Here is a 21777-nt window from a genome sequence, read left to right on the forward strand (position 1 = left end):
AAAGGGCCGTCCGATGCCGCATCCACGTTTCACCCCGCGTCAGCTGGCTGCGTTCGTTGCAGTGGCGCAGGCAAGAAGTTTTCGCAAGGCTGGCGAGCAGTTGAGTCTTTCAAGTTCTGCGGTCAGCCAGTTGGTAGGGGATCTGGAATTGGCGGTGGAGCTTCGTTTGTTCGATCGAACGACGCGCAGCGTCGTCCTTTCCCCGGCCGGAAGGGAGTTTCTCCCTTCGGCGACGAGCGTTCTCAAACACATGCAATTGGCACAGAACTCCGCTGACGACATCTGCAACAGGGCGTCGGGGGTCGTTCGGATTGCGGCTCCACTGATCATGGCCAGTTCGGTGCTTCCGGCGCTGATCAAGGAGTACACCCGAACGCGGCCCAAGCTTGTAATCCGGATACGCGACGCACCTGTGGATGGCCTAGTGAATATGGTGAGTAATGCAGACGCCGACCTTGCTATCGGCGCGGATCAGCCAGTGGGAGATGACATTGTGCGTATGGATCTTTTCAAGAGCCCCTGGGTGCTGTGGTGCTCAGCGAGCCATCCGCTCGCCGGATATCAAAGCATCCCGTGGAGTCAGTTGAGGCAGCAACCGCTAGTGGTCGCAGGTAGGGACTACGAACGCACCATCGCGCTCACTCACGCTGGAGAGTTCGCTCAGAGCCGAATCATTCCCGTGGATATTGTCGAGAACGTCAGTACGGCGCTGGGGATTGCCGCGCAGGGTATGGCCGCCACATTGGGTCCGGCTTATGTGGGATTACTGGCTCGATTGCTCGGCTTGACGATGCGGCCAATTATTCAGCCGGAAGTTACCAGGCAGGTGTGTATCTATCATTCAAGCACGCGTGCAATCTCTCCGGCAGCCCAAGGTTTTTGTGAGTTTTTGCAGGAGCAGCTCGAAGGCAACGATGAGCTTGGGGTAGGAGGCGTCTGGCGATTGAGGTGAAGCAAAAGCTGAATGAGTGAGGCGCATCAACGATTTCGTCGAGAAGCTTATTGCAGCTCGATTTCGACGGAACACGATCAGTACGCTTGAATATGACGATAGCTTTGGCAAGCCTAAGAGGTCCAGCCGTCTTTTATAACGACAGACGCTGTAGCGGTTAAAGAACTTAGAAGCACCTGTGTCCCAATTAGGCAAATCCTGATGTTCGGACAACCAGTTCGCTGCGTAGCTGGCCGGGTTGAAAGAGCAAAAAAGCTAAGAAGAGAGACAAAGGTATCGAGACGCTGTGCGCCTTGATGATGCCAGTATTGCCACTCCATTCGCTAGATTTTTGCTCAAGTGGGGGAGCCGGTCTGAGCCGGTCACCTATCAATGTATCTCATGGCTGTATTTGCCCAGCTTGCTACCCGACAGCTAGTCGATCGAGTAGTTTTGAACGTTAGTATTTCGCACCGCCGACCTGTCCATCAGCTCAAATATGTGTCCCGGGCAGGGGCCAAAATATGCTGCCTGTCATGAAAACGCCAGCTATGTCATTTGCGCGATCAGGTTGGCTTCGCTTGGCTGACGGCAAGCAATGATGAGTCTATGGATCTTTAAAACAGTTTGGTGGCTAAGTGCAGAGCGTATGGGTGTATCAGGCTGGGGAGGAGCTGCTTTGTAAAATATTTTAAGGAGTATGGCCAAATGGAATTCGATATGCAGAAGAGGCAACCGGCAGCTCTGTTGCTCCTCAGCTCGAGAGGTAAGCTGTGAAAGAACCCAAAAAAATCACTACTAGGAAAACATGGCGTAAAAAAGTCACGGTTTCATTGTTCTTAGCACTGATTCAAGGTTGCAGTATTAAGAACGACGGCCCATTTACGGCACGGACCTGGGATTGGCAACCGGACGAACAAAGTGCTACGAGCAAATCCCCCATCCCCTACGCCGAATTTGCGCTGCCGAACCGGGTGGCCAGTTCATTTGCGACAGCGACCAGGTCCGATACGGTTCTTGAAGGGGCAAGTTTTGATCGTGCTGGAGGTCTGGTCTTTTCTGACGTTAAGGGACGGCGACTTCTGCGCATGGATTCCCGAGGCCAAGTGGATACACTCGCGAGTTTCGCCCGAGGAAATCCTGGAGGCACAGCTATCCACCGGGATGGACGGATATATGTGGCCCTAATAACCGACCAATACACCAGCGGATCGATTGTGGCGGTAAGTCCGGACGGAAGGGAGCAGCACATCATCATTGGCCCTGAGCAAGGATTTGTTCCTAATGATTTGGTGTTTGATGTGGCCGGTGGCTTTTACTTTACTGATTTTCGCGGAAATTCTACCAGTCCGGCAGGCGGGGTGTACTACGTATCGCCGGATGGCAGCGCAGTTACGCCCGTACTCCTTCATCTTTCATTAGCGAATGGAGTCGCGCTCTCGCCCAATGGCAGAACCCTATGGGTGACGGAGTATGGCCGTAACCTCCTTCATAAAATCAAACTTGACACTGCGACAACCATCGCCCCACTGGGGACCTCAGTGCCGTACCGTTTTACGGGGGCAGGCCCAGACTCGATGCGAATCGACAGCGAAGGCAACGTCTACGTGGCGATGATGGAGCAGGGCAGGGTTATGGTGTTTGCTCCTAATGGCGTGCCCGTCAGTCAAGTACTACTCCCCCAGCGCGACGCGGGCCTCAACCTGGAAAGTGCGAGTTTGGCGCTGAGCCCGGACAGTAAAGGCCTGTACATCGTCGCAGGCGGCGGAGGGAGTGGCCTCGGTACATCGATATTTGAATCTGAAGGCTTGGCACGAGGCTTAAAACTTTTTTCTCACAACTGATGTGACCGATGGGTTCCTTCATTTCGAAATAGGCATTTTATGCAGATGGAAAAACGTTCGATTCATGCTGTCAGGGTATGCGTCGCAGTTGCAGCAGGATTGCTAGGCCTAGCTCTGTTGGTTGGTGGAGCCATACTTCTGGGTTACGGCGGCTCGTCTTACTACGTTATCGCCGGGGCAGCTTTGGTGGTGTGCGCGCTCGGGATCATTCGCAAAGATAGCCGCGTCCTGGGACTGTACGTGGCCCTGCTTGCAGCCACGTTAACTTGGAGTATTTGGGAGGTAGGTTTCGATGGCTGGCAGTTAGTCCCCAGGATAGGCTTGCTTTTGGTCCTTGGGATTGTGCTGCTGGTGCCACCCGTTGCTATGCGTTACACCCGGCGCGGCGCATATCTGGGGTCGTTTATCACGCTGGTTCTGGGCGTGGCGGCGGGTGCCGGGCTGCATAGTCTGGATAACGCCGGACCATCCGATCCGCTCCTGCGCGCAGGCCTTTCAATGGCCTACCCAGCTTCGAACCTCGGCAACGAACCGTCGGGACGTCAGGATTGGGCAGCCTTTGGCAATGATCAAGCTGGCACACGCTTCAGCCCACTTACCCAGATCAATCCGGGTAACGTGGATAAGTTAGAGGTTGCATGGGAGGCAGAGACCGGGCCGATGGGACCAGGGCCGGAAAATGGCCTTGAAGTGGTCCCTATCATGGTTGGGGATACTCTCTACGCGTGCAATGGGCAAAATCGCATCAGTGCATTCAATGCCGAAACAGGCGAGCAGCGTTGGAGTCGTGATATTTCAGCGGGAACACCTCCTTCGGGTAAGCCTTGCCGGGGCGTTGCCTATTACGAAATTCCAAATGCCAAAGGTCCATGCGCTCAGCGCATTTATGCTCCGAATCAAACACCTGGGCTGGTGGCTTTGGATGCTCAGACCGGAGCGTTCTGTGAGCAATTTGGTAAGAACGGCGTTATTGACTTGCGCAGTGGGATCAAGCCTTACCCTCAGGGACTTTACTACCTGAGCTCAGCCCCGCAGATTTTGCGCGGCAAGGTTGTGGTTGGGGGCGGGATTCCTGACGGCCAATATTGGGGTGGGCCTTCCGGAGTGATACGTGCATTTGACGCGGTCACTGGCCAGCTCTCATGGGCTTACGATTCGGAGCGACCAAACCGGGTTGGCGCACCGCCCGAAGGTGAGGTTTATTCACCGTCCTCACCCAATAGCTGGGCTCCAATCAGCGCCGATGAAAAACTAGGGCTGGTTTACTTACCTATGGGCAACGCGACACCCGATAATTTTGGTGGGTTACGCCGTGACGGCGATGAAGCCGTCTCTAGCTCCGTCATAGCGTTGGATGCTGAGAAGGGCAGGTTGCGTTGGCGCTTCCAGACAACTCATCACGACATCTGGGATTACGATGTTCCGTCTCAGCCAACCTTGGTCGATTTACCGTTCGCAGGTCGAACTCGGCACGCGCTTATCCAGCCAACCAAAAGAGGAGAAGTCTTCATATTGGATCGTGAGACAGGGGAACCGATATTTCCCGTTAAAGAAATCGCTGCACCCCAAGGGGGAATAGCAGAAGGTGAACGAATATCACCGACGCAGCCAGCTTCGGTGGGGCTTCCGGCATTTCGTCAGCCTACCCTGAGGGAGAAAGATATGTGGGGCGTGAGCCCGCTGGATCAAATGATGTGCAGGATTCAGTTCCGCAAGTCTCGCTACGAAGGGCATTTAACGCCTATCACTCCGAATCAGCCCGTGCTAATCGCGCCGGGTTCTACTGGGGGCATCAATTGGGGGAGTGTATCGGTTGATACCGATCATAATGTCATGATCGTTAACTGGTTACGCATGGTGGACCAAGTTGAGCTGGTTAGTCGTGAAGAGGCCGTGCAACGAAAATTCAAGCTCAATGATGGCCAGAGTCCGGGCGGGGACGCACAACGGCCCATGCTCAACACGCCTTATGGGGCTTATGGAACACCATTTCTCTCAGTTCTAGGGACGCCTTGCAATGCGCCGCCCTGGGGGCTGATTTCCGCTGTGGATTTGTCTAACGGTAAGCTTCTATGGTCCAAACCATTAGGTACTGCGAGGGATACTGGCCCTTTCGGGATTCCCTCGATGTTGCCGCTCACCATAGGTACACCTATGAGCGGCGGATCGGTGACAACGCGCAGCGGTTTGGTATTCATCGCCGCGACTGCCGAAAGGACGATCCGAGCGCTTGATGTACGTACGGGGCAGGAATTGTGGTCGGCGCGTTTACCCGGCGGTGGTAATGCAAGTCCTATTACTTACATTGGTTCGCACAGCGGTCGGCAATTCCTCGTGATTGCCGCTGGCGGAAAAAAAGGGCTTAAAACGCGGCTCAGCAACAAGTTAGTGGCGTTCGCTCTACCCAGGAAATGATCCGTGGCGCCTTGAACTTCGCTTGGAAACAGCTCGGACTGGTAGGGCTGGTTCCTGGCCAAATGCTGTTGCTAGCTGACGCTTTCGGTGGGGGTGAAGAGGTGCAATTGAATGCGCGCTGCCGGCTAGGCTGAGAAGGAGGGGCTGCGCTTTTCTTTAACCATTAGCTTCGGGCGCATAACGCGCCCGCGCTTAATAAAATGGCGAGGCCTACAGGCCGCCCAGCGCCATGTATTTAATTTCCAGGTACTCCTCGATACCGTTATGGCCGCCTTCTCGACCCAGGCCGCTTTCCTTGACACCACCAAAAGGTACTTCAGGGGTGGAGATCAAGCCTTCGTTGATACCGACGATGCCGTACTCCAAGGCTTCCGCCACACGGAAAACCCGGCCCAGATCTCGAGCGTAAAAGTAGCTCGCCAGGCCGAACGGCGTGTCGTTGGCGAGGTCGATGGCTTCTTTCTCGCTCGAGAATCGGAACAGCGGGGCGACAGGACCAAAGGTCTCATCGCGGAAGATCAACGCATCTTTCGGAACATTGGCCAGCACGGTTGGTTGGAAAAAGTTGCCGCCCCTTGCGTGTCTGGCACCACCGGTGATGACCGATGCCCCTTTGGCCAAGGCATCGTTGATGTGCTGTTCGACCTTGAGAACGGATGCCTGGTTGATCAGCGGCCCCTGGGTGGCTCCCTCTTCCATGCCATCCGCCACGAACAAGGCTTCCACGGCGACTTTCAATTTTTCGGTGAAGGCATCGTAGACGCCATCCTGAACCAGGATGCGGTTGGCACATACACAGGTTTGCCCGGTGTTACGGAACTTGGACGCCATGACACCTTTGACCGCCTCATCCAGGTTCGCATCGTCGAAAACGATGAAAGGCGCATTGCCGCCCAGCTCCATGGATGTTTTCTTGATTGTCTTGGCGCATTGCTCCAGCAGCACACGGCCCACTTCGGTCGATCCGGTGAAAGACAGCTTGCGTACGATCGGGTTGCCGGTCAGCTCGCCACCGGTCGCCCCTGAAGGGCCGGTGATGACATTGCAAACGCCTTTGGGCATGCCGGCGCGCTCGGCGAGCACTGCAATGGCAAGGGCAGAAAAGGGCGTCTGCGAGGCGGGGCGAATAACCCCGGTGCAGCCTGCCGACCAGCCGGGGCCAGCTTTACGGGTGATCATCGCTGACGGGAAATTCCACGGTGTGATCGCAGCGAAAACCCCAATCGGCTCTTTGGTGATCAAGACACGCCGGCCCGGCACGTGCCCGGGCATGGTTTCGCCATACACACGGCGCCCTTGCTCGGCAAACCATTCCAGGAAACCAGCCGAATACTCGATCTCTCCCTTGGCTTCCGCCCATGGTTTGCCTTGCTCGGCGGTCATGATGGTCGCCAGGTCGTCTTTGTGGATCAGCATCAATTCGCCGATGCGACGAATGATTGCACCACGAGCCTTGGCAGTCATGGCGCGCCAGGCCGGAAGCGCTGCTCCGGCGGCCTCGATTGCCCGGCGGGTTTCTTCCGCACCCATGGATGGGACAGTGCCTACGAGCTCACCTGTCGAAGGGTTGCGTACCTCCATGACGGCACCGCTGTCGGAGGACACCCACTGACCGTTGATGTAATTCTGGTTTCTCAGCAGCTCAGGGTCGTTGAGGGTGATCTTATTGTTTGCATTAGACATTGGAGTATCCCTTGAATAATTATTCACAGTCCTACCCGACCGCGGCGCTGTTTACGATGTGCTCACCGCACGGGGCGTTATCGAAACGGCGCGGCTATCGTTTTTAGAATTGCGGGAAGACCACACAAAGCAGCTCGGTTGGCTCCAGCGCGCGCATGGCGACGGGACCTTCGTTTGCCAGCAATTCAAAGCCGGTCTCAGGGCCATATTCATCATTGCCAACGGCGAGTCGGCCTTTTGTGAGGTAGAGAACCTGGAGGGAAGGGTGCTGGCCGGCCCCGAACACAGCGTTTGCGTCCAGTCGAACAAAACCGATGCGCATGTTCCGTTCGGTAAAGGTGCCAAGCCACTTGACCGAGACACCTTCCGAACCTTCTGGCAGCCAGTCAAAGGCATCGGGGTTCATTGCGATCACATCGGTATAGCGAGGCTCGGCGAACTGCAACTTGCGTCCGGTCGCATGTTCGAAGCAGGCATCGGAGCCGTCCATGCTTTGCTCGTTGCCGTTCTCATCTTTCCAGTAGTAAAGGCCTTTCCTGAACTCGCCTTTCTCGTTGAGGATCGCATTTGTCTCTTCACGCTGGGCGACGCTCAGGTAGCCGAAGCCGCTGGCGCCGCCCAGTTGTAACACGAGGGTCTCAAGCCCCTCGGAACGATCTTGAGGACCGTAGGGAACGCTTTCCGGGAAGTAACCCACCCAGCCTTGTTTGAGAAACTGGTTCTCGCCGTAAGGCAGGACGCCTTTGATGACGTAGCGGATCTGATCGAAATTATGGCGATGACGTGGCGTTCTCCAGCCCCCGGAGCCAGCTCGACCCATGTTCAAGTCGTAGTTGTTGGGTGAACCGTCTTCGCCAAACAGCAGATGCTTTTGCGCGAGCTTGCCTTCACGCATGGTTCCAACCATTTCACTGTTCGTGTCTGCAGCCTTGCCTACTCGCATTGTTCATTCCTCGTTTAACTGAATGTTGGTCGTGGCTGGATTATTCAATCCTGTCAGCGGGATGTTTTTCGGCGCCCGTGTCGTGATGGCAATCCCCAGACCGATTTGTGACCGCCGATTAAATATATCCCGCACTGTGAGATATGGTCAAATTTTGAATTGCGCGGAATGACAAGCTGGCATAATCGGCTTTTTCATTAATCCTTCACGGTATAGATGAGCTCTATAAAGGCTGTATGAGCGGGAGCAGGGGGGGTGTTGAAGCTTTTTTAGTCGTGATCCCAGGATGTCTATTGGCTTGACAAATCCCACGATTCGACATAATTCTATTCGCAAGTTGATGGTTTCATCGTTTTGCATCAATCGTCGAGGCCGGGGTTTATGGGGTGGGGCGGGTAGTTGCCGTCCGGCCCCTTGATCAGCGGTTGAGGGCGAAAAGGATGATTGGGTTCTGGCAGGCCAAGCGTGACTCACAACAACTTAAGAATAAGGTCTCCATGGCCTCACAAAAAATTCAATCCAGGAATAGACATGAGCGAATCATCCATTACCCACGCCCCCGCTGACTCCGGCGTTCCGCTGCAGGCCCGTGATTTCAGCGTCAAGGAATTGGTTGTGATCATCACCGGCGCGGGCCAGGGCATTGGCCGGGAACTGGCCCGGCAGTACGCGGCGGCAGGTGCCTTTCCGGTTATCGCTGATCTTAATCTCGATAAGGCCGCTTCGGTCGTGCAAGAAATTGAGGTTGCGGGCGGTCAGGCCCTGGCAGTGCAAGTCGACGTGGGTGACAAGGCCTCGGTTGACGCCATGGTCGCGCAGGTCCTGAAGGTTCATGGGCGTATCGACGTCTTGATCAATAACGCATCCATTTTCGCAGCCTTGGAAAAATGCGCGTTCGATCAGATTCCATATGAGCAATGGCAGAAGGTCCTGCACGTCAATATCACGGGGACCTATCTGTGCGTATGTGCCGTTGCTCAGGCCATGCGTGACGCGAAATTCGGCCGAATCATCAATATTTCCTCAGACGCCGTGCCCCGTGGCACGATGAATTACCTGCACTACGTCACGTCGAAATCGGCGCTGATCGGCATGACCAACTCGCTTGCTCGAGAACTCGGACCACACGGCATCACTGTGAACTGCATTCGTCCCGGTAGCGTTGCCACGGAAGTGGAGCGGGTCGCCAATCCGACAGTTGAGCTGCGTCAGCGCGCGGCGGCGTTGCAGTGCATTCCCCGTGGAATGCTGCCCACTGACCTTGTCGGAATCATGTTGTTCCTGGCCACCCCGGCGGCGTCGTTCATCACCGGCCAGACCATCGCCTGTGATGGCGGCTACACCCACAGCAGCTGATTCCATACGCTCGCCGCATAACAGTTGGAGGCACCCGCAAGATGAAGGATTACGCCAAGTTCTATATCGACGGTGAATGGGTAGAATCCGCAACGCCCCATCGGCAGGAGTTGATTGACCCGACCACTGAAGAGGTGTTTGCGACAGTCGCAATGGCGACCGTCGAAGAGGTGGACACCGCGGTCGCCGCGGCTCGACGTGCATTCAAAAGCTACTCGCAGTCTTCCCTTGATGAGCGATACGACCTGATCACCCGCATCATCGAAGCCTACGAACTGCGTGTCGATGATTTTGTCCAGGCCATTGCGCAAGAGGTGGGTATTCCTCGTAGCGCTCGGGCTCAGGTCATGGGTCCAATCGAACACATGAAGGTGGCTCGGGACCTGCTGAAAACCTACGAGTTCGAAGCTCGGATTGGCAACACGATTGTTCGCCGCGAACCCTTGGGCGTGTGTGCGCTGATCTCGCCGTGGAACTGGCCGATCCAGACAACTGTCATCAAGTTGATCTATGCGCTGGCCGCTGGTTGCACGGTCGTGTCCAAGTCCAGCATCAACTCACCGGTGAGCGCGATTCTGCTGGCAGAAGTGCTGGATAGCGCGGGCGTACCCAAGGGCGTTTTCAACATGCTCAATGGCTCGGGCCGCGTGATCGGCGAGGCGATGTCGATGCATCCCGATGTCGACATGATTTCCTTCACCGGATCGACTGGTGCGGGCGCCCAGGTAGGCGAAGCAGCGGCACGTACCATCAAGCGAGTGTGTCTGGAGCTGGGCGGGAAGTCAGCCAATATTGTGCTTCGAGACGCAGATCTGGAAAAGGCCGCACGGTGGAACGTACAGCGTTGCTTTTTCAATACGGGGCAATCGTGCCACGCCCCGAGCCGCATGCTGGTACATGAAAGCCAGATGGGGCAAATCATTCCGTTCCTGGCCGACGAAGCAAACCAGTTCCGTCTGGGGGATCCGCGTGATCCTTCCACGACGATGGGCCCGATTGTCAGCCAGGCGCAGTTCAATAGCATTCAGCGTCATATCCAGGCGGGCCTCGATGAAGGTGCACGTTTGATTGTTGGCGGGCCGGGACGCCCCGAGGGCTTTGAGCGTGGCTTTTTCACCCGTCCTACCGTGTTTGTCGATGTGACGTCGGACATGAGCATTTGCCGCGAAGAAATTTTCGGGCCGGTCCTTGTGGTAGTGCCCTATTCCTCCGAGGCGCAGGCACTGGAAATCGCCAATGACTCGCCTTATGGGTTGGGTGGCTATGTGTTTGGCGGGGACCGGCGCAAAGCCTATGAGTTTGCCAGCGGCCTGCGGGCCGGGCGTGTTTGCTTCAATGGCGCGGCGACTAACTCTTTGACCCCAATGGGTGGCTACAAGCAATCCGGAATCGGCCGCTCGATGGGCGTATTTGGGTTGGAAGAGTACCTGGAAATTAAGTCGGTCTATGGCTTTGAAGAAGAAGCCGCGACGCTGCCGTCGTTGAAGGCCTGATACCCATGCTCCATCCATGGCCACTGCACAGCCCTGACAATAGTGCAGTGCTTGCTTATGAATTTTTTCAGAGAACAAAAACATGAATGCTTCGAATGCGTCACTCAGAAACGGGGTCAAAGAAAAGCTCGCCAGGGGCGAGACGGTGTATTCAATGACATCTCGGCTCGTCAGAACCTTTGACATCGCCAGCATTGCCTATACGGCAGGTTTCGATTCGATCTACATCGACATGGAACACAGCAGCTATTCGCTGGAAGCTGCTGGGCAAGTATGCATGGCGTGTATCGGTCTGGACGTAACTCCATTCGTGCGCGTGCCCAGCACAGACCCGCACTTCATCGCGCGCGTGCTTGACTCGGGCGCCTTGGGCATCATTGTTCCAAGTGTGCAGTCGGCGGAAGACGCCAGGGCTATCGTACGAGCGGCCAAGCATGCTCCGCTGGGCGAACGATCGGTGGCCGGCGCGCCGCCGCAATTCCACTATCGATCCCTGCCTGCGGTAGACGCTACGCGGCAACTCGACGACGCGACGATGATTATTGCCATGATCGAGTCGTTGGAAGGTCTTGAGGCGGTAGAGGAAATCGCAGCAGTGGAAGGCGTCGACATTCTGTTAGTGGGGGCCAACGATCTGAGCAGCGCCCTCGGTGTGTCTGGCGAGATGGACCATGAACTGGTGCGTAACGCCTACAGGCGCGTGTTGAATGCCTGCCTGGCGAATAAGAAGGTTCTCGGTGTAGGAGGGTTGGGCAGTCGGCCCGACTTGATCAAAGAACTCGTGGCGTTGGGCGCACGATATGTTTCAACCGGCAACGACATCTCATTTCTCCTCGCGGCGGCGATACAGAAACGCCAACAGTTTGTGTAACTCGGCTGATCTGCAGCTAAGTCTCAACAACCATTGGTACTGCACGAGCGTAGGGTGACTCAAGGTGTCCTTGCGAGATGCGTTGATTCGTCTGCCTGAGTGCGTGCAGCGGAGCTGAAGAATGAAAGTTTGCGTTTACGGAGCCGGCGCTGTCGGTGGGCATATTGCAGCAAGACTTGCTGAGGGTGGGGCCGAGGTTTCTCTGGTCGCCCGCGGTGAGCATTTGGCGGCCATCCGCGCAAATGGATTGCGGGTGGAAACAAAAGATGGCGTTTTCGAGAGTCGGCCAGTGGCCACCGATGATCCTGCATCGCTAGGGCAGCAGGACGTTGTGATTGTGTCGGTCAAGGCTCCGGCACTGCAAGGGGTCGCGGCGGGAATCAAGCCTTTGCTTGGTGACGATACGCTGGTTTTGTTCGCCTTGAACGGTATTCCCTGGTGGTATCTGCAAGGCCAGGCCGGCATACTCGAAGGTGCATCGCTTCCACGAATAGATCCAGAGTCGCTCTTATCAAACGCAATTGGTCCGCAGCGCACAGTGGGCGCTGTGGCTTATACAGCGTGCACGGTGATTGCGCCGGGGGTGATCAAAGCTGAAAATCCACGTAACCGTCTGATTCTCGGGCGTCCGGATGGAAAGTCGGATGAGCGCCTGGAGGCTCTAGCAGGGTGTTTGGTTGCGGGGGGGCTGGAAATTGAAGTCACTGACAGGATCCGGGATGCTATCTGGACCAAGTTGGTCATCAACTTGACGGGTGGGTCGCTGGCCATTTTGACGGGATCGACGATGAAGCAGGCCCTGGCTAGCCCGGCGATAACCAAAACTGCCCAGGCGATGGCTCACGAGGCCGCCGCGATCGCCCGTAAGCTGGGATGCGACGCGGGAGATGTCGAGGACGGGCTGCGTCGATTGGCCGTTTCAACGCATAAGCAGAGCATTCTGCAAGACCTTGAGCTGGGTCGCTCAATGGAAGTCGACACGATACTCAGAGCCCCGCTGGAGCTCGCGCGGCTGGCTGGCGTCCAGACACCTGCGCTTGATCTGGTGGTCGACCTGGCAGTGCAACGGGCGAGAGCTGCCGGTCTGTACGACAACTAAATCCGAAAAAGCCGCGCCGATGGCTGGCGCGGCGCTCCCGTCTGCAACAACCTTCCCGCCAGTTGATTGATCGGCTACATGCATAGCAGCAATTGCTATGGGCGAAGTGTTTTTGAACTATCACCTGATACCGTGGGTACTTGTCCAAAAAATCTACGTCGACCCCGCTCACTGCGGATCACTGTTGCGCCTCTCAATGAATAGGACACCCATGAAAATACGCGCACGCCGGGTACTTTTGGTATTTACGGCCGTTATCGCCATGCTTGTCATCGGTGTGTATGTGTTTCTTCAATCACCTTTGTTTGGAAAATTGCCCGAAGGCGAGCGCCTCTCGCGTATCGAGCGTTCGCCCCATTACGTCGATGGGGCGTTCCGCAACCAGGTAGCCACGCCGTTGCACACGGCTGGCAGCTCAGAGCTTTCCATCTGGATGGATAGTTTTTTCGGCGAGAAAGGCAAACCGCGACCCAGCAGCGTGCTGCCTTCGGTGAAAACTGATCTTAAAACACTGGATATCAATCAAGACTTGGTGGTTTGGCTTGGGCACTCGTCGTACTTTGTTCAGCTCGCCGGCAAAAGGATTCTAATCGATCCGGTCTTCAGCACTAATGCGGCACCCATTCCCTTGGCGAACGAGGCCTTTGAAGGCACTAGCCTCTACTCGGCAGATGATGTACCGCAAATTGATGTGCTATTGATCACCCATGATCATTATGATCACCTTGACTACCCGACCATCACGGCGCTCAGGTCCAAAGTCAATCATGTCGTGGTGGGGTTGGGCGTAGGCGCTCACTTTGAAGCCTGGGGATATGCAAAAGCGCAGGTAAGTGAAGCCGATTGGTATGAATCGGTCTCCATCGATCGGGACCTGACACTCTACGTGACACCTGCACGGCACTTTTCCGGACGTACGTTTACCCGGGATAAAACGCTGTGGGTTGGTTACGCGCTGGTGTCACCGCAGCGACGAATCTTCTTTAGTGGAGACTCCGGATACGACGCTCATTTCTCCGAGGTCGGTCGACGGTATGGCCCCTTTGACTGGGTGGCGCTGGATACCGGGCAGTACGACCCGCGATGGGCGAATATCCATATGAATCCCGAGCAGGCCGCGCAAGCCGCCGATGATCTTCATGCCAAGGCTTTCACTCCCGGGCATGTGGGTAGATTCAGTATTGCCCCCCATGATTGGGATGATCCCTTCAAGCGCGTAACGGCGGCGAGTGAGGGGCGGGATTATGTTCTTCGGACCCCAATCATTGGTCGCACCCTCTATCTTGATGGTCGCCCTCAAACCTTTGACCACTGGTGGGAGACACTCAGGTAGGGATGACATCGTTGGTTTGACAGTGTGTTCTTGGGTTGATCACCACGCCAGGCGTTTCCAGAATTGGCGAGTAGCCACACAGCGACTGGGCGGGTGGCCGGGATACACATGAATGAACCGGCGCAGGATTCAACGCGCGCAGGCCAAACCGCAGCGTTGCACTCACGGACATAGCAGCCGGTTTACAATTCGATATACACGCTTTTTGTATAGAGATAGGTATCCAGATGAGCGGCGCTGCCCTTGGCACCATAGCCGCTCATTTTTGTGCCGCCGAAACCGACCAGTGGGTCTATGTGACCGTAGCAATTGACCCACATGGTGCCGGTGTGAATACCATCGACGACGCGCAGGGCTGTACTGATGTCCCTCGACCACACCGCGCCCGCGAGGCCGTAATCGTTGTCGTTGGCGATGGCAATGGCCTCTTCTTCATCATCGAAGGGGATGATCGACAAGACCGGACCAAAGATTTCTTCGCGGGCGATCCGCATGTCGTTGCGTACGCAGGCGAGCACCGTCGGTTCGACGAAAAAGCCGTTTTGCAACTCGCCAGCCAATCGTCGCCCGCCGTGGATCAACTGCGCGCCCTCACGTTGACCGATATCGATATACGACAGCACATTATCGAGCTGTCGTTGAGAGATGATCGGGCCAAGCCTGGTCTCCAGATTCAAGCTTGGCCCGACCTTGAGCGTTTTAATGAACTGCAGCAGTTGCTCGGTGAAGGTTTGCACGATTGATCGTTGCACCAGTACCCGTGTTCCGGCGAAGCAGATTTGCCCCGAGTTGGCATAGACCCCCATTGCGGCCCCTGGGACCGCCTTTGCCAGATCAGCATCGCTGAAAATGATGTCCGCCGACTTTCCTCCCAATTCCAGTTGCAGTTTTTTGATATTCACCCCTGACGCTTCAATGATGCTGCGACCGGTTTGGGTGGAACCGGTGAAAGCGATTCGGTCTACATCCGGATGGCTGGCCAGAGCATGCCCCGCTTCGGCACCGAGGCCGGTGACTACGTTAATGACGCCTGCAGGCACGCCGGCTTCATGAAGTAACTCGGCCACACGCAAAACTGAAAGTGATGCGTCTTCGGCGGGTTTGAGCACCACCGTGCAGCCTGTCGCGAGCGCCGCGGCCAGTACCCAGAATTGACTGTTCAGCGGTCCGTTCCAGGGAATGATGCCGCCGATGACGCCCACAGGTGCCTTGAGAGAAAGCGTGTTTACCCGCCCGGGAAGGCCATTGAGGAACGTTTCCCCTTTGATGTTCACGGCCTGCGCAGAGAAGAACAGGATCATCTTCAGCAGCGCCGCTTTTGAGGCGCGTACGCGCGTGATCGGTGCACCCATATCGGTGGCTTCGATTTGCGCGAGTTCTTCGAAATGTTTGTCCAGCACCCCGTGGACACGCATCAGCAGTTCCTGGCGCCGGTAGGGTGTCCAGCGCCGCCAGGGTCCCTCAAAGGCGTTTCGGGCAGCGCGCACCGCTAGGTCGATATCGCTCTGGTCTCCAGCGGCCAGGCGCGCCAATACGCGACCGGTGGAAGGATTCAGGGTTTCGATGACCTTGCCAGAACGTGCCGGCCGCACTGCGCCGTCAATGAACACACCGTGCTCGCCGCGCTGGATGAATTCCAGGGCGGCCTCGCACAGCGATAAAGAGTTATCTGAATCGGTCATGGTTGATTTCTCGCAACAGTGATAACGCTCAACGGGGTGGCAGGGCCTAATGGCGGGCTGGCGTGATGGCCCGCTGTCGTTGTGCGGTTAATTGAATACAAAGACACCTTTGCCAATCTGGCGCTTGTCGAAGAGCGCATAAGCGTGTTCAGCCTGTTCAAGCCGGAATTCATGGGTGAACAATGCGTCGACGTTCAGCCCCCGCTCGGCAACGAAATGGGCGCATTCCTCTTGCAGGTTTTTGCTGAACGTGAGGGAGCCCAGTACGGATTTCTGAAGCAGGATGACTTCGTCGCTGTCGATTTCGATTTTGCCGGTCACACCGACGAGGCAAGTGCTACCCCAGCGGCGAACCGCCTTGATGGCATCGCGGCGTGCATTGTCGTTTCCGCTGCACTCAATGGATTTATCGGCTCCTTCCTGGTTGCGAGTGATCGCGCGAATGGCCTCTACCGGATTCTGGTTGGCTGAGTTGACGGTGTGGTCGGCACCGAAGACGCGGGCCATTTCAAGGCGCGAGTCCTCCACATCTACGGCAATGACACGTGCCCCGAACGCTTTTGCGAACATCGTGCAACTCAGCCCTACGGGGCCTTGCCCGAAAACCGCAACAGTGTGATCTGCCCTAAGGCCCACGCGCTTGATCGCTCCGAAGGCCGTTCCGCTGCCGCAGGACACGGCTGCTCCGGATTTGAATGACAACGAGTCCGGGAGCTTGATGAGCGTGTGGGCGGGGACTTTCATGTAATCGGCGTGAGCGCCGTTGCCATTGAGCCCACCGAAAACAGTACGGTCGGTGGGGCAGAACTGCGTCCAGCCGGATCGGCAATACCGGCACGTACGGCAGCCGTCGTAATGGTGAACCATCACCCGGTCGCCAACCCGTGCCTGGGCGGGCGGTACCGCGCTGCCGACTTGCTCGACGACGCCGCACGGCTCGTGACCTTCAATGACGATCTGCGATTCGCTGCGCAGCGGGCCATGCAAATGATGCAGGTCGCTACCGCACATGCCGGACGCCTTGATGCGGACTACCACTTCATCGGGGCCTGGGGTCGGGTCTGGAAACTGTCGGATCTCAAGCCTGCCCTGTCCCAAAAATACAACACCTCTCATACATACAATCCTTCGGTGATTGGGGGTAGGTAATGATTATCCGCTCTCTGGCTTTCAGTCAAATAGAAATCACATTATGGGATTTACTATATATTATTTTTTGGTATGTGATGTTTTTGGTGGGTTATTTAGGTGCCAAACTACCGGTAAACTATTGATTATTGGTTAAATAATATCTCTATTTTCAATTTTAAGATAAGAGAAGCAAGTAAATTATGGCAATATGGTGTGGTTGACTGAGTCCCACAATGCGGAATAGTCTTAATTAGATAGGGCGCGAGCCCTCTCATTTCGTTGCTCAAGTCTGATGAGAAAACCGCCTGACGAATCCCGGGCGAATGAAAGCATAGTTATTGGTTTTTCGATCCCCTGGATATCGATGGGCTCGCCAAAGCCGTCGACACCCACGGCATCAGTCGCTTGTAGCACTCGACAAAATAACAACAAAACGCGGGAGAAACGGATGATTAACCATGATCGTTCACATCTGGGAAAAAACCGGCAGCAGAGTGTTTGCGCGGTCATGCAGGATGCGGGAGGCAGACAATCATGAGCACTCCCGTCAATGCCGGGGCTCGATTAGATAATGTTCCAATCAGCTCCTTTCATCGTCGCGTCATGTGGCTGGTCGGTCTGGGGATGTTCTTCGACGCGTTCGACAACACGCTCTCCGGCTCTGTACTCGCTTCGATGTTGCACAGTGGCTTTTCCACTCTTGAACTCAACTCTATTTTTCTGTCGGCGACATTCGTCGGGTTGGCGATCGGCGCGGCTTTCGCTGGTTGGCTGAGCGACCGATTCGGACGCTGTTTTGCATTTCAGTTCAATCTGGCCTTGTTCGGTATCTGTGCGCTGATTTGCTCATTGGCGCCCTCAATGCCTTGGCTTATTGCTATCCGTTGTATCCAGGGCATCGGAATGGGTGCGGAGTATGTAATGTGCTACGGGCTCATTATCGAATTCATGCCAGCGTCCAAGCGTGGTCGATACCTTGGAATGCTCGGCCTTTTCGGTGGGGCCGGCGTGTCCATTACTTCGTTGCTGGGGATGGTCGTCATTCCAATGTTCAGCTGGCGAGCGATGTTTGTGATTGCAGGTGTGGGCTCGCTAATTGTCTGGTGGCTTCGACGCAGTCTCCCTGAGTCGCCACGGTGGTTGGAGGCAATGGGACGGTACGAAGAGGCTGAAGCACTTCTGCAGCAAATCGAAAAAGAATCTGGTGTGGTTGCACCCGTTGGCCAGCCAGTAGCAGTCAAGCCGGACCCCACAGCTACTGGGAGTACGAAGCCGCAATGGGTTCCTATGACGGTCTTATTCTCTCCTTCGGTCATCCGCCGCACGTGCATGGCGGTCATTTTGAATGTCACCTGCCTCTTTGGGTCCTACAGCGTCACGGGGTGGATGCCAACATTCTTTGTGAGCCAAGGAATGACTATTTCCAAGTCGCTGGGCTTCAATGCGGCAATGATGGCCGGCTATGTGGCAGGCCCGCTGCTCTGCATGTTGATGGGCAACAGAATGAAGCGGCGTTGGAGCATCGTAATGTTCGGAACGCTGTCCTCCATTTTTGCGGGCATCTATCCCTTCCTTACAGAGCCGGCCCTCATCATCGCGTGCGGTTTCCTCCTGGTGGCGATGGTCGCTTCTTTTCTTACCATGGGCCTGGGTGCGACTCCGGAATTTTTCCCTACTGCGTTTCGATTCCGAGGCGGCGGTTTCGCTCAGACGATCGGTCGACTTGGGCTCATTCTGTCCCCTTTCGTCATTCTGTCGCTGTTTAACCATTTCGGGATTGGTGGTGTCATTGCCGTCATCTGCGGTATGTACGTCGCCGTGACGTTATTAATGGCGTTTGTGCGCCTCGACGCGAACCAGAAGTCGTCTGATAGGGCAGAGAGGGACGAGCCTTCGGAACAATGCAGCAAGTCAGTGACGCATCCATGAGCACAGGCTCTATCTCGCCATTTATTCGTCTGGCTAATAGCGCCTATCAAACGGGTTCACGGTGTTTGCTTGCGGTTTAGCAAGCGGGCCCCGTAGGGTAGGGCACACTGGAAAAATCTGCGTTTCGCCGGCTTTCATACGCAAGGTGAGGTGCCAAGGATCATGAGCCGGGTGTTCCTGCCCCGGCTTTTCACTGTTTTCAATCGAGGCATTTTTACAATGGAACTCAACGTAAATGGCACGGTGTACAAGGTTGAGGCGGATGCGGATACACCCTTGTTATGGGTAATACGCGACGATATCGGACTGACCGGAACCAAGTACGGATGCGGTTTGGCTCAATGCGGTGCCTGCTCGGTGATGGTGGACGGCGTGCTGGTTCGCTCATGCGTTACACCGGTTGAAGGTGTAAAAGGCAAAAAGATCCGCACAATCGAAGCCATTGAAGACGATGAGTTAGGCAAGCGCGTAGTAACTGCATGGGTCAAGCATCAAGTCGCCCAATGCGGCTATTGCCAGTCTGGCCAGGTGATGGCCGCGACTGCATTATTGCAACGCATCCCCAAACCTTCTCAAAGCGATATTGCCGCGGCGATGACGAATCTCTGCCGTTGCGGCACCTATAACGCGATCAAGTCCGCCGTCGATGAGCTCGCCGGTGCTTGAGCCGCGTCATCCGGTTTGAGCTGCGACCTGCCTGGCGACAAGCAAGCGACCAATCCTGACCCCATTATCGGGGCACCGGGGCTGCTGTCAGGCCGAGCATTGAATGCAAGTAGAAGGGAGAAGGGAACACCATGTCAAAAGTGGACGATTCAATCGCTGACCACGGCGTACTCACCAATGCGCAACCTGTAAACGTGTCTCGCCGCCGTTTTTTGCAGGCGTCGGCTGGCGTCACGGCAGGTGCACTGGTTATTAGCTTTGGCATTCCTCTTGGCTCGTTACGGGCCGCCGAACGTGCCCAAGCATTGCCGCCCGGCGCGCGCGTACCGGCTTTCCTGGAAATTCGTCCGGATAATACCGTGCGCCTGCAGAGCCCCTTTATTGAGGGTGGGCAGGGCATTTTCACGGGCATGGCACAGGTCGTGGGTGAGGAGCTTGATGTAGATCCAGCCAATTTTCTGGTGGAGAACGCCCCGCCCGGGGTTGACTTCAAAGTCATGGAAGGAGGTGCGCGCTTCACAGGAGGTAGCCGGTCGATGCGCGCGAGCTACATGACCATGCGCCGACTGGGAGCATCGGCTCGCCTGATGCTATTGCAGGCCGCGTCATCACATTGGAAGGTGCCTCTGGCGCAGCTGACTACTGAGCCAGGGCGGGTCATTCATGCCGCTTCCAATCGTTCAATCAGTTACGGTGAACTAGCGCCGCTAACGCTCGATTTGCCCATTCCCGATCCGCAAACCGTTCCGCTACGTGACCCTGCCACATTCCGCTGGATCGGTAAGCCGGTCCAGCGAATAGACGTCTACGACAAATCCACGGGAAGGGCGCAATACACTATCGACACCCGCATCGAGGGTATGCTTCATGCCGCGGTGCAGCATGCGCCAAGGCTGGGCCTGCAGGTGGGCGTTGTGCGCAATGAGGAGCAGATTCGCAATCTCAAAGGAGTGGATTCGGTGCACCGTCTTGAGGGTGCGGTCGCTGTCGTCGCGCAACGCTGGTGGGTTGCCAAGCGCGCCGTCGAAGCCTTGCAAGTGGAATGGCTGGAGCCCTCCGGCGATTCCAGCGTGCGCTACATGCCGGCTGATTTCGACACGCATGCCTACTCGGAGCAACTGAGCAAAACCACCGGGGCCGGAGACGAGGCCGAACGTGCGGGGGATCTGCAGCAAGGCCTCGCCGGTGCTAAAAAAGTTATCACCGCGACTTACCATACCCAGTACCTCAACCACGCTCAATTGGAGCCGCCGTCAGCCTTGGCGCGCTTCGACGCTCAAGGCAAACTCGATCTGTGGCTGCCTAATCAGGCTCCGGATCTGTTTTTGGCGGATATCGCCAAAATCACCGGTCTTGACCCTGCCGCAATCACTCTCCATTCGCCATTGTTGGGTGGTTTTTTCGGTCGGCACTTTTTGTACCCGCATTCATCGCCTTACCCTCAAGCGATCCAATTGGCCAAAACCACGGGCCGTCCGATCAAGGTGATCTGGAGTCGTGAGGAAGAATTTTTGCGGGATGTGCTTCGGCCTTCAGCGGTCGTGCGTTTTCGCGGCGGATTGGATGAAAAAGGCATGCCCGTGGCTTTGGAGGCGATCAGCGCCACGGAAGGGCCCACCGAGGGCATTGCAAACAAGCAAGGGGAAAAAATCGACCCTACTGCCATCGAGGGGCTGACCGGCAAAAAATACGCCATTCCCCATCGTCGGATCGCTCAACTGTACTCGCAGACCCCGATCATGTTGGGCTACTGGCGCTCGGTAGGGAATTCCATCAACGATTTTCTTTATGAAGCGTTTTTGGATGAGCTGGCGGATGCGGGCGACCAAGACCCCTTTGAGCTGAGGGCCAAATTGTTACGGGATGACAAGCGGCTGAGCAACTTGTTGCAAGCTGTGGCCGAGCTCTCTGGTGGCTGGAAGCGTGGGCCATTCACAGCTGAGGATGGTACCAAGCGAGCCAGGGGCGTCGCGATGGCATCTCCGTTTGGCACCGAAACGGCGGTTATCGCAGAGGTTTCCATAAGTAATGGCGCCGTGAAAGTTCACGACATCTGGCAGGCAATTGATCCGGGTAGCATCGTTAATCCTGCCATCGTCGAGGCTCAGGTCAACTCCGCCGTGGCGCTTGGCTTGTCTCAGACCCTGATCGAACAAGCCGTCTACAAAGGCGGCACGCCAGCGGCGCGCAATTACGACCTCTACCGCATTCTCACACCCGAGATGATGGCCAGGGTACATGTGCGGGTGGTGGAAAGTGGTGCGCCAATGGGCGGAATCGGTGAGCCACCTCTGCCCGCAGTAGCGCCGGCGGTTGCCAACGCCGTCTCGCGACTGACCGGCCAACGAATTCGCAGCATGCCTCTATCGCAGTACCGTTTCGACACCTGATTAGGAATGGC

At 56.2% G+C, this 21777-nt stretch carries 15 protein-coding genes; 11 read left to right on the forward strand and 4 right to left on the reverse strand.

The window, feature by feature from the left end:
* Positions 1 to 13: 13 nt before the first annotated feature.
* The 3 genes from F6S08_RS16925 (at position 14) to F6S08_RS16935 (ending at position 5190) form a co-directional block, all read left to right on the forward strand.
* Positions 14 to 952 carry a LysR family transcriptional regulator gene (locus F6S08_RS16925; protein WP_315871980.1) on the forward strand — a complete coding sequence of 313 codons (939 nt, stop codon included), beginning with the start codon at positions 14 to 16 and terminating at the stop codon, positions 950 to 952.
* A gap of 752 nt (positions 953 to 1704) precedes the next feature.
* Complete coding sequence (locus F6S08_RS16930; RefSeq protein WP_315871981.1) at positions 1705 to 2775, forward strand: SMP-30/gluconolactonase/LRE family protein; 1071 nt, start codon at positions 1705 to 1707, stop codon at positions 2773 to 2775.
* A gap of 45 nt (positions 2776 to 2820) precedes the next feature.
* A complete protein-coding gene (locus tag F6S08_RS16935) occupies positions 2821 to 5190 on the forward strand; it encodes a membrane-bound PQQ-dependent dehydrogenase, glucose/quinate/shikimate family (protein WP_315871982.1) in 2370 nt (789 codons plus the stop codon).
* Positions 5191 to 5400: 210 nt separating this feature from the next.
* Here the strand turns inward: F6S08_RS16935 and F6S08_RS16940 are convergent, their stop codons facing one another.
* Together F6S08_RS16940 and F6S08_RS16945 are read right to left on the reverse strand one after the other, a co-directional pair.
* Complete coding sequence (locus F6S08_RS16940; protein ID WP_315872026.1) at positions 5401 to 6852, reverse strand: NAD-dependent succinate-semialdehyde dehydrogenase; 1452 nt, start codon at positions 6850 to 6852, stop codon at positions 5401 to 5403.
* 124 nt (positions 6853 to 6976) lie between these two features.
* Positions 6977 to 7768 (reverse strand): hypothetical protein, encoded by a 792-nt coding sequence (locus F6S08_RS16945; protein WP_315871983.1) that lies wholly within the window; start codon positions 7766 to 7768, stop codon positions 6977 to 6979.
* A gap of 579 nt (positions 7769 to 8347) precedes the next feature.
* Here F6S08_RS16945 and F6S08_RS16950 point away from each other — a divergent pair.
* The 5 genes from F6S08_RS16950 (at position 8348) to F6S08_RS16970 (ending at position 13968) form a co-directional block, all read left to right on the forward strand.
* Positions 8348 to 9172 (forward strand): SDR family NAD(P)-dependent oxidoreductase, encoded by an 825-nt coding sequence (locus F6S08_RS16950; RefSeq protein ID WP_315871984.1) that lies wholly within the window; start codon positions 8348 to 8350, stop codon positions 9170 to 9172.
* Between the two features lie 41 nt (positions 9173 to 9213).
* Positions 9214 to 10665: an aldehyde dehydrogenase family protein gene (locus F6S08_RS16955; protein WP_315871985.1), complete on the forward strand. Its 1452-nt coding sequence runs from the start codon at positions 9214 to 9216 to the stop codon at positions 10663 to 10665.
* 82 nt (positions 10666 to 10747) lie between these two features.
* A complete protein-coding gene (locus tag F6S08_RS16960) occupies positions 10748 to 11536 on the forward strand; it encodes an HpcH/HpaI aldolase family protein (RefSeq protein ID WP_315871986.1) in 789 nt (262 codons plus the stop codon).
* A gap of 121 nt (positions 11537 to 11657) precedes the next feature.
* On the forward strand, positions 11658 to 12635 hold the full coding sequence (locus tag F6S08_RS16965) for a 2-dehydropantoate 2-reductase (protein WP_315871987.1): 978 nt from the start codon (positions 11658 to 11660) through the stop codon (positions 12633 to 12635).
* A 211-nt stretch (positions 12636 to 12846) separates the two neighbouring features.
* Positions 12847 to 13968: an MBL fold metallo-hydrolase gene (locus F6S08_RS16970; RefSeq protein ID WP_315871988.1), complete on the forward strand. Its 1122-nt coding sequence runs from the start codon at positions 12847 to 12849 to the stop codon at positions 13966 to 13968.
* A 182-nt stretch (positions 13969 to 14150) separates the two neighbouring features.
* Here the strand turns inward: F6S08_RS16970 and F6S08_RS16975 are convergent, their stop codons facing one another.
* Both F6S08_RS16975 and F6S08_RS16980 read right to left on the reverse strand, forming a co-directional pair.
* Positions 14151 to 15650: an aldehyde dehydrogenase family protein gene (locus tag F6S08_RS16975; protein ID WP_315871989.1), complete on the reverse strand. Its 1500-nt coding sequence runs from the start codon at positions 15648 to 15650 to the stop codon at positions 14151 to 14153.
* Between the two features lie 87 nt (positions 15651 to 15737).
* Positions 15738 to 16766: a zinc-binding dehydrogenase gene (locus tag F6S08_RS16980; protein WP_315871990.1), complete on the reverse strand. Its 1029-nt coding sequence runs from the start codon at positions 16764 to 16766 to the stop codon at positions 15738 to 15740.
* 549 nt (positions 16767 to 17315) lie between these two features.
* Between F6S08_RS16980 and F6S08_RS16985 the strand changes: the two genes are divergently transcribed.
* The 3 genes from F6S08_RS16985 to F6S08_RS16995 all read left to right on the forward strand — a co-directional run bounded on the left by F6S08_RS16985 (position 17316) and on the right by F6S08_RS16995 (position 21766).
* A complete protein-coding gene (locus tag F6S08_RS16985; protein WP_315871991.1) occupies positions 17316 to 18710 on the forward strand; it encodes an MFS transporter in 1395 nt (464 codons plus the stop codon).
* A gap of 219 nt (positions 18711 to 18929) precedes the next feature.
* Positions 18930 to 19376 (forward strand): (2Fe-2S)-binding protein, encoded by a 447-nt coding sequence (locus tag F6S08_RS16990; protein ID WP_315872027.1) that lies wholly within the window; start codon positions 18930 to 18932, stop codon positions 19374 to 19376.
* Between the two features lie 131 nt (positions 19377 to 19507).
* Positions 19508 to 21766, forward strand: coding sequence for a xanthine dehydrogenase family protein molybdopterin-binding subunit (locus tag F6S08_RS16995; protein ID WP_315871992.1), 2259 nt, complete (start codon positions 19508 to 19510; stop codon positions 21764 to 21766).
* The last annotated feature ends 11 nt before the right edge of the window (positions 21767 to 21777 follow it).

The sequence above is a fragment of the Pseudomonas sp. JV449 genome, from assembly GCF_032424295.1.
In the GTDB taxonomy this organism is placed as follows: Bacteria; Pseudomonadota; Gammaproteobacteria; order Pseudomonadales; family Pseudomonadaceae; genus Aquipseudomonas; species Aquipseudomonas marginalis.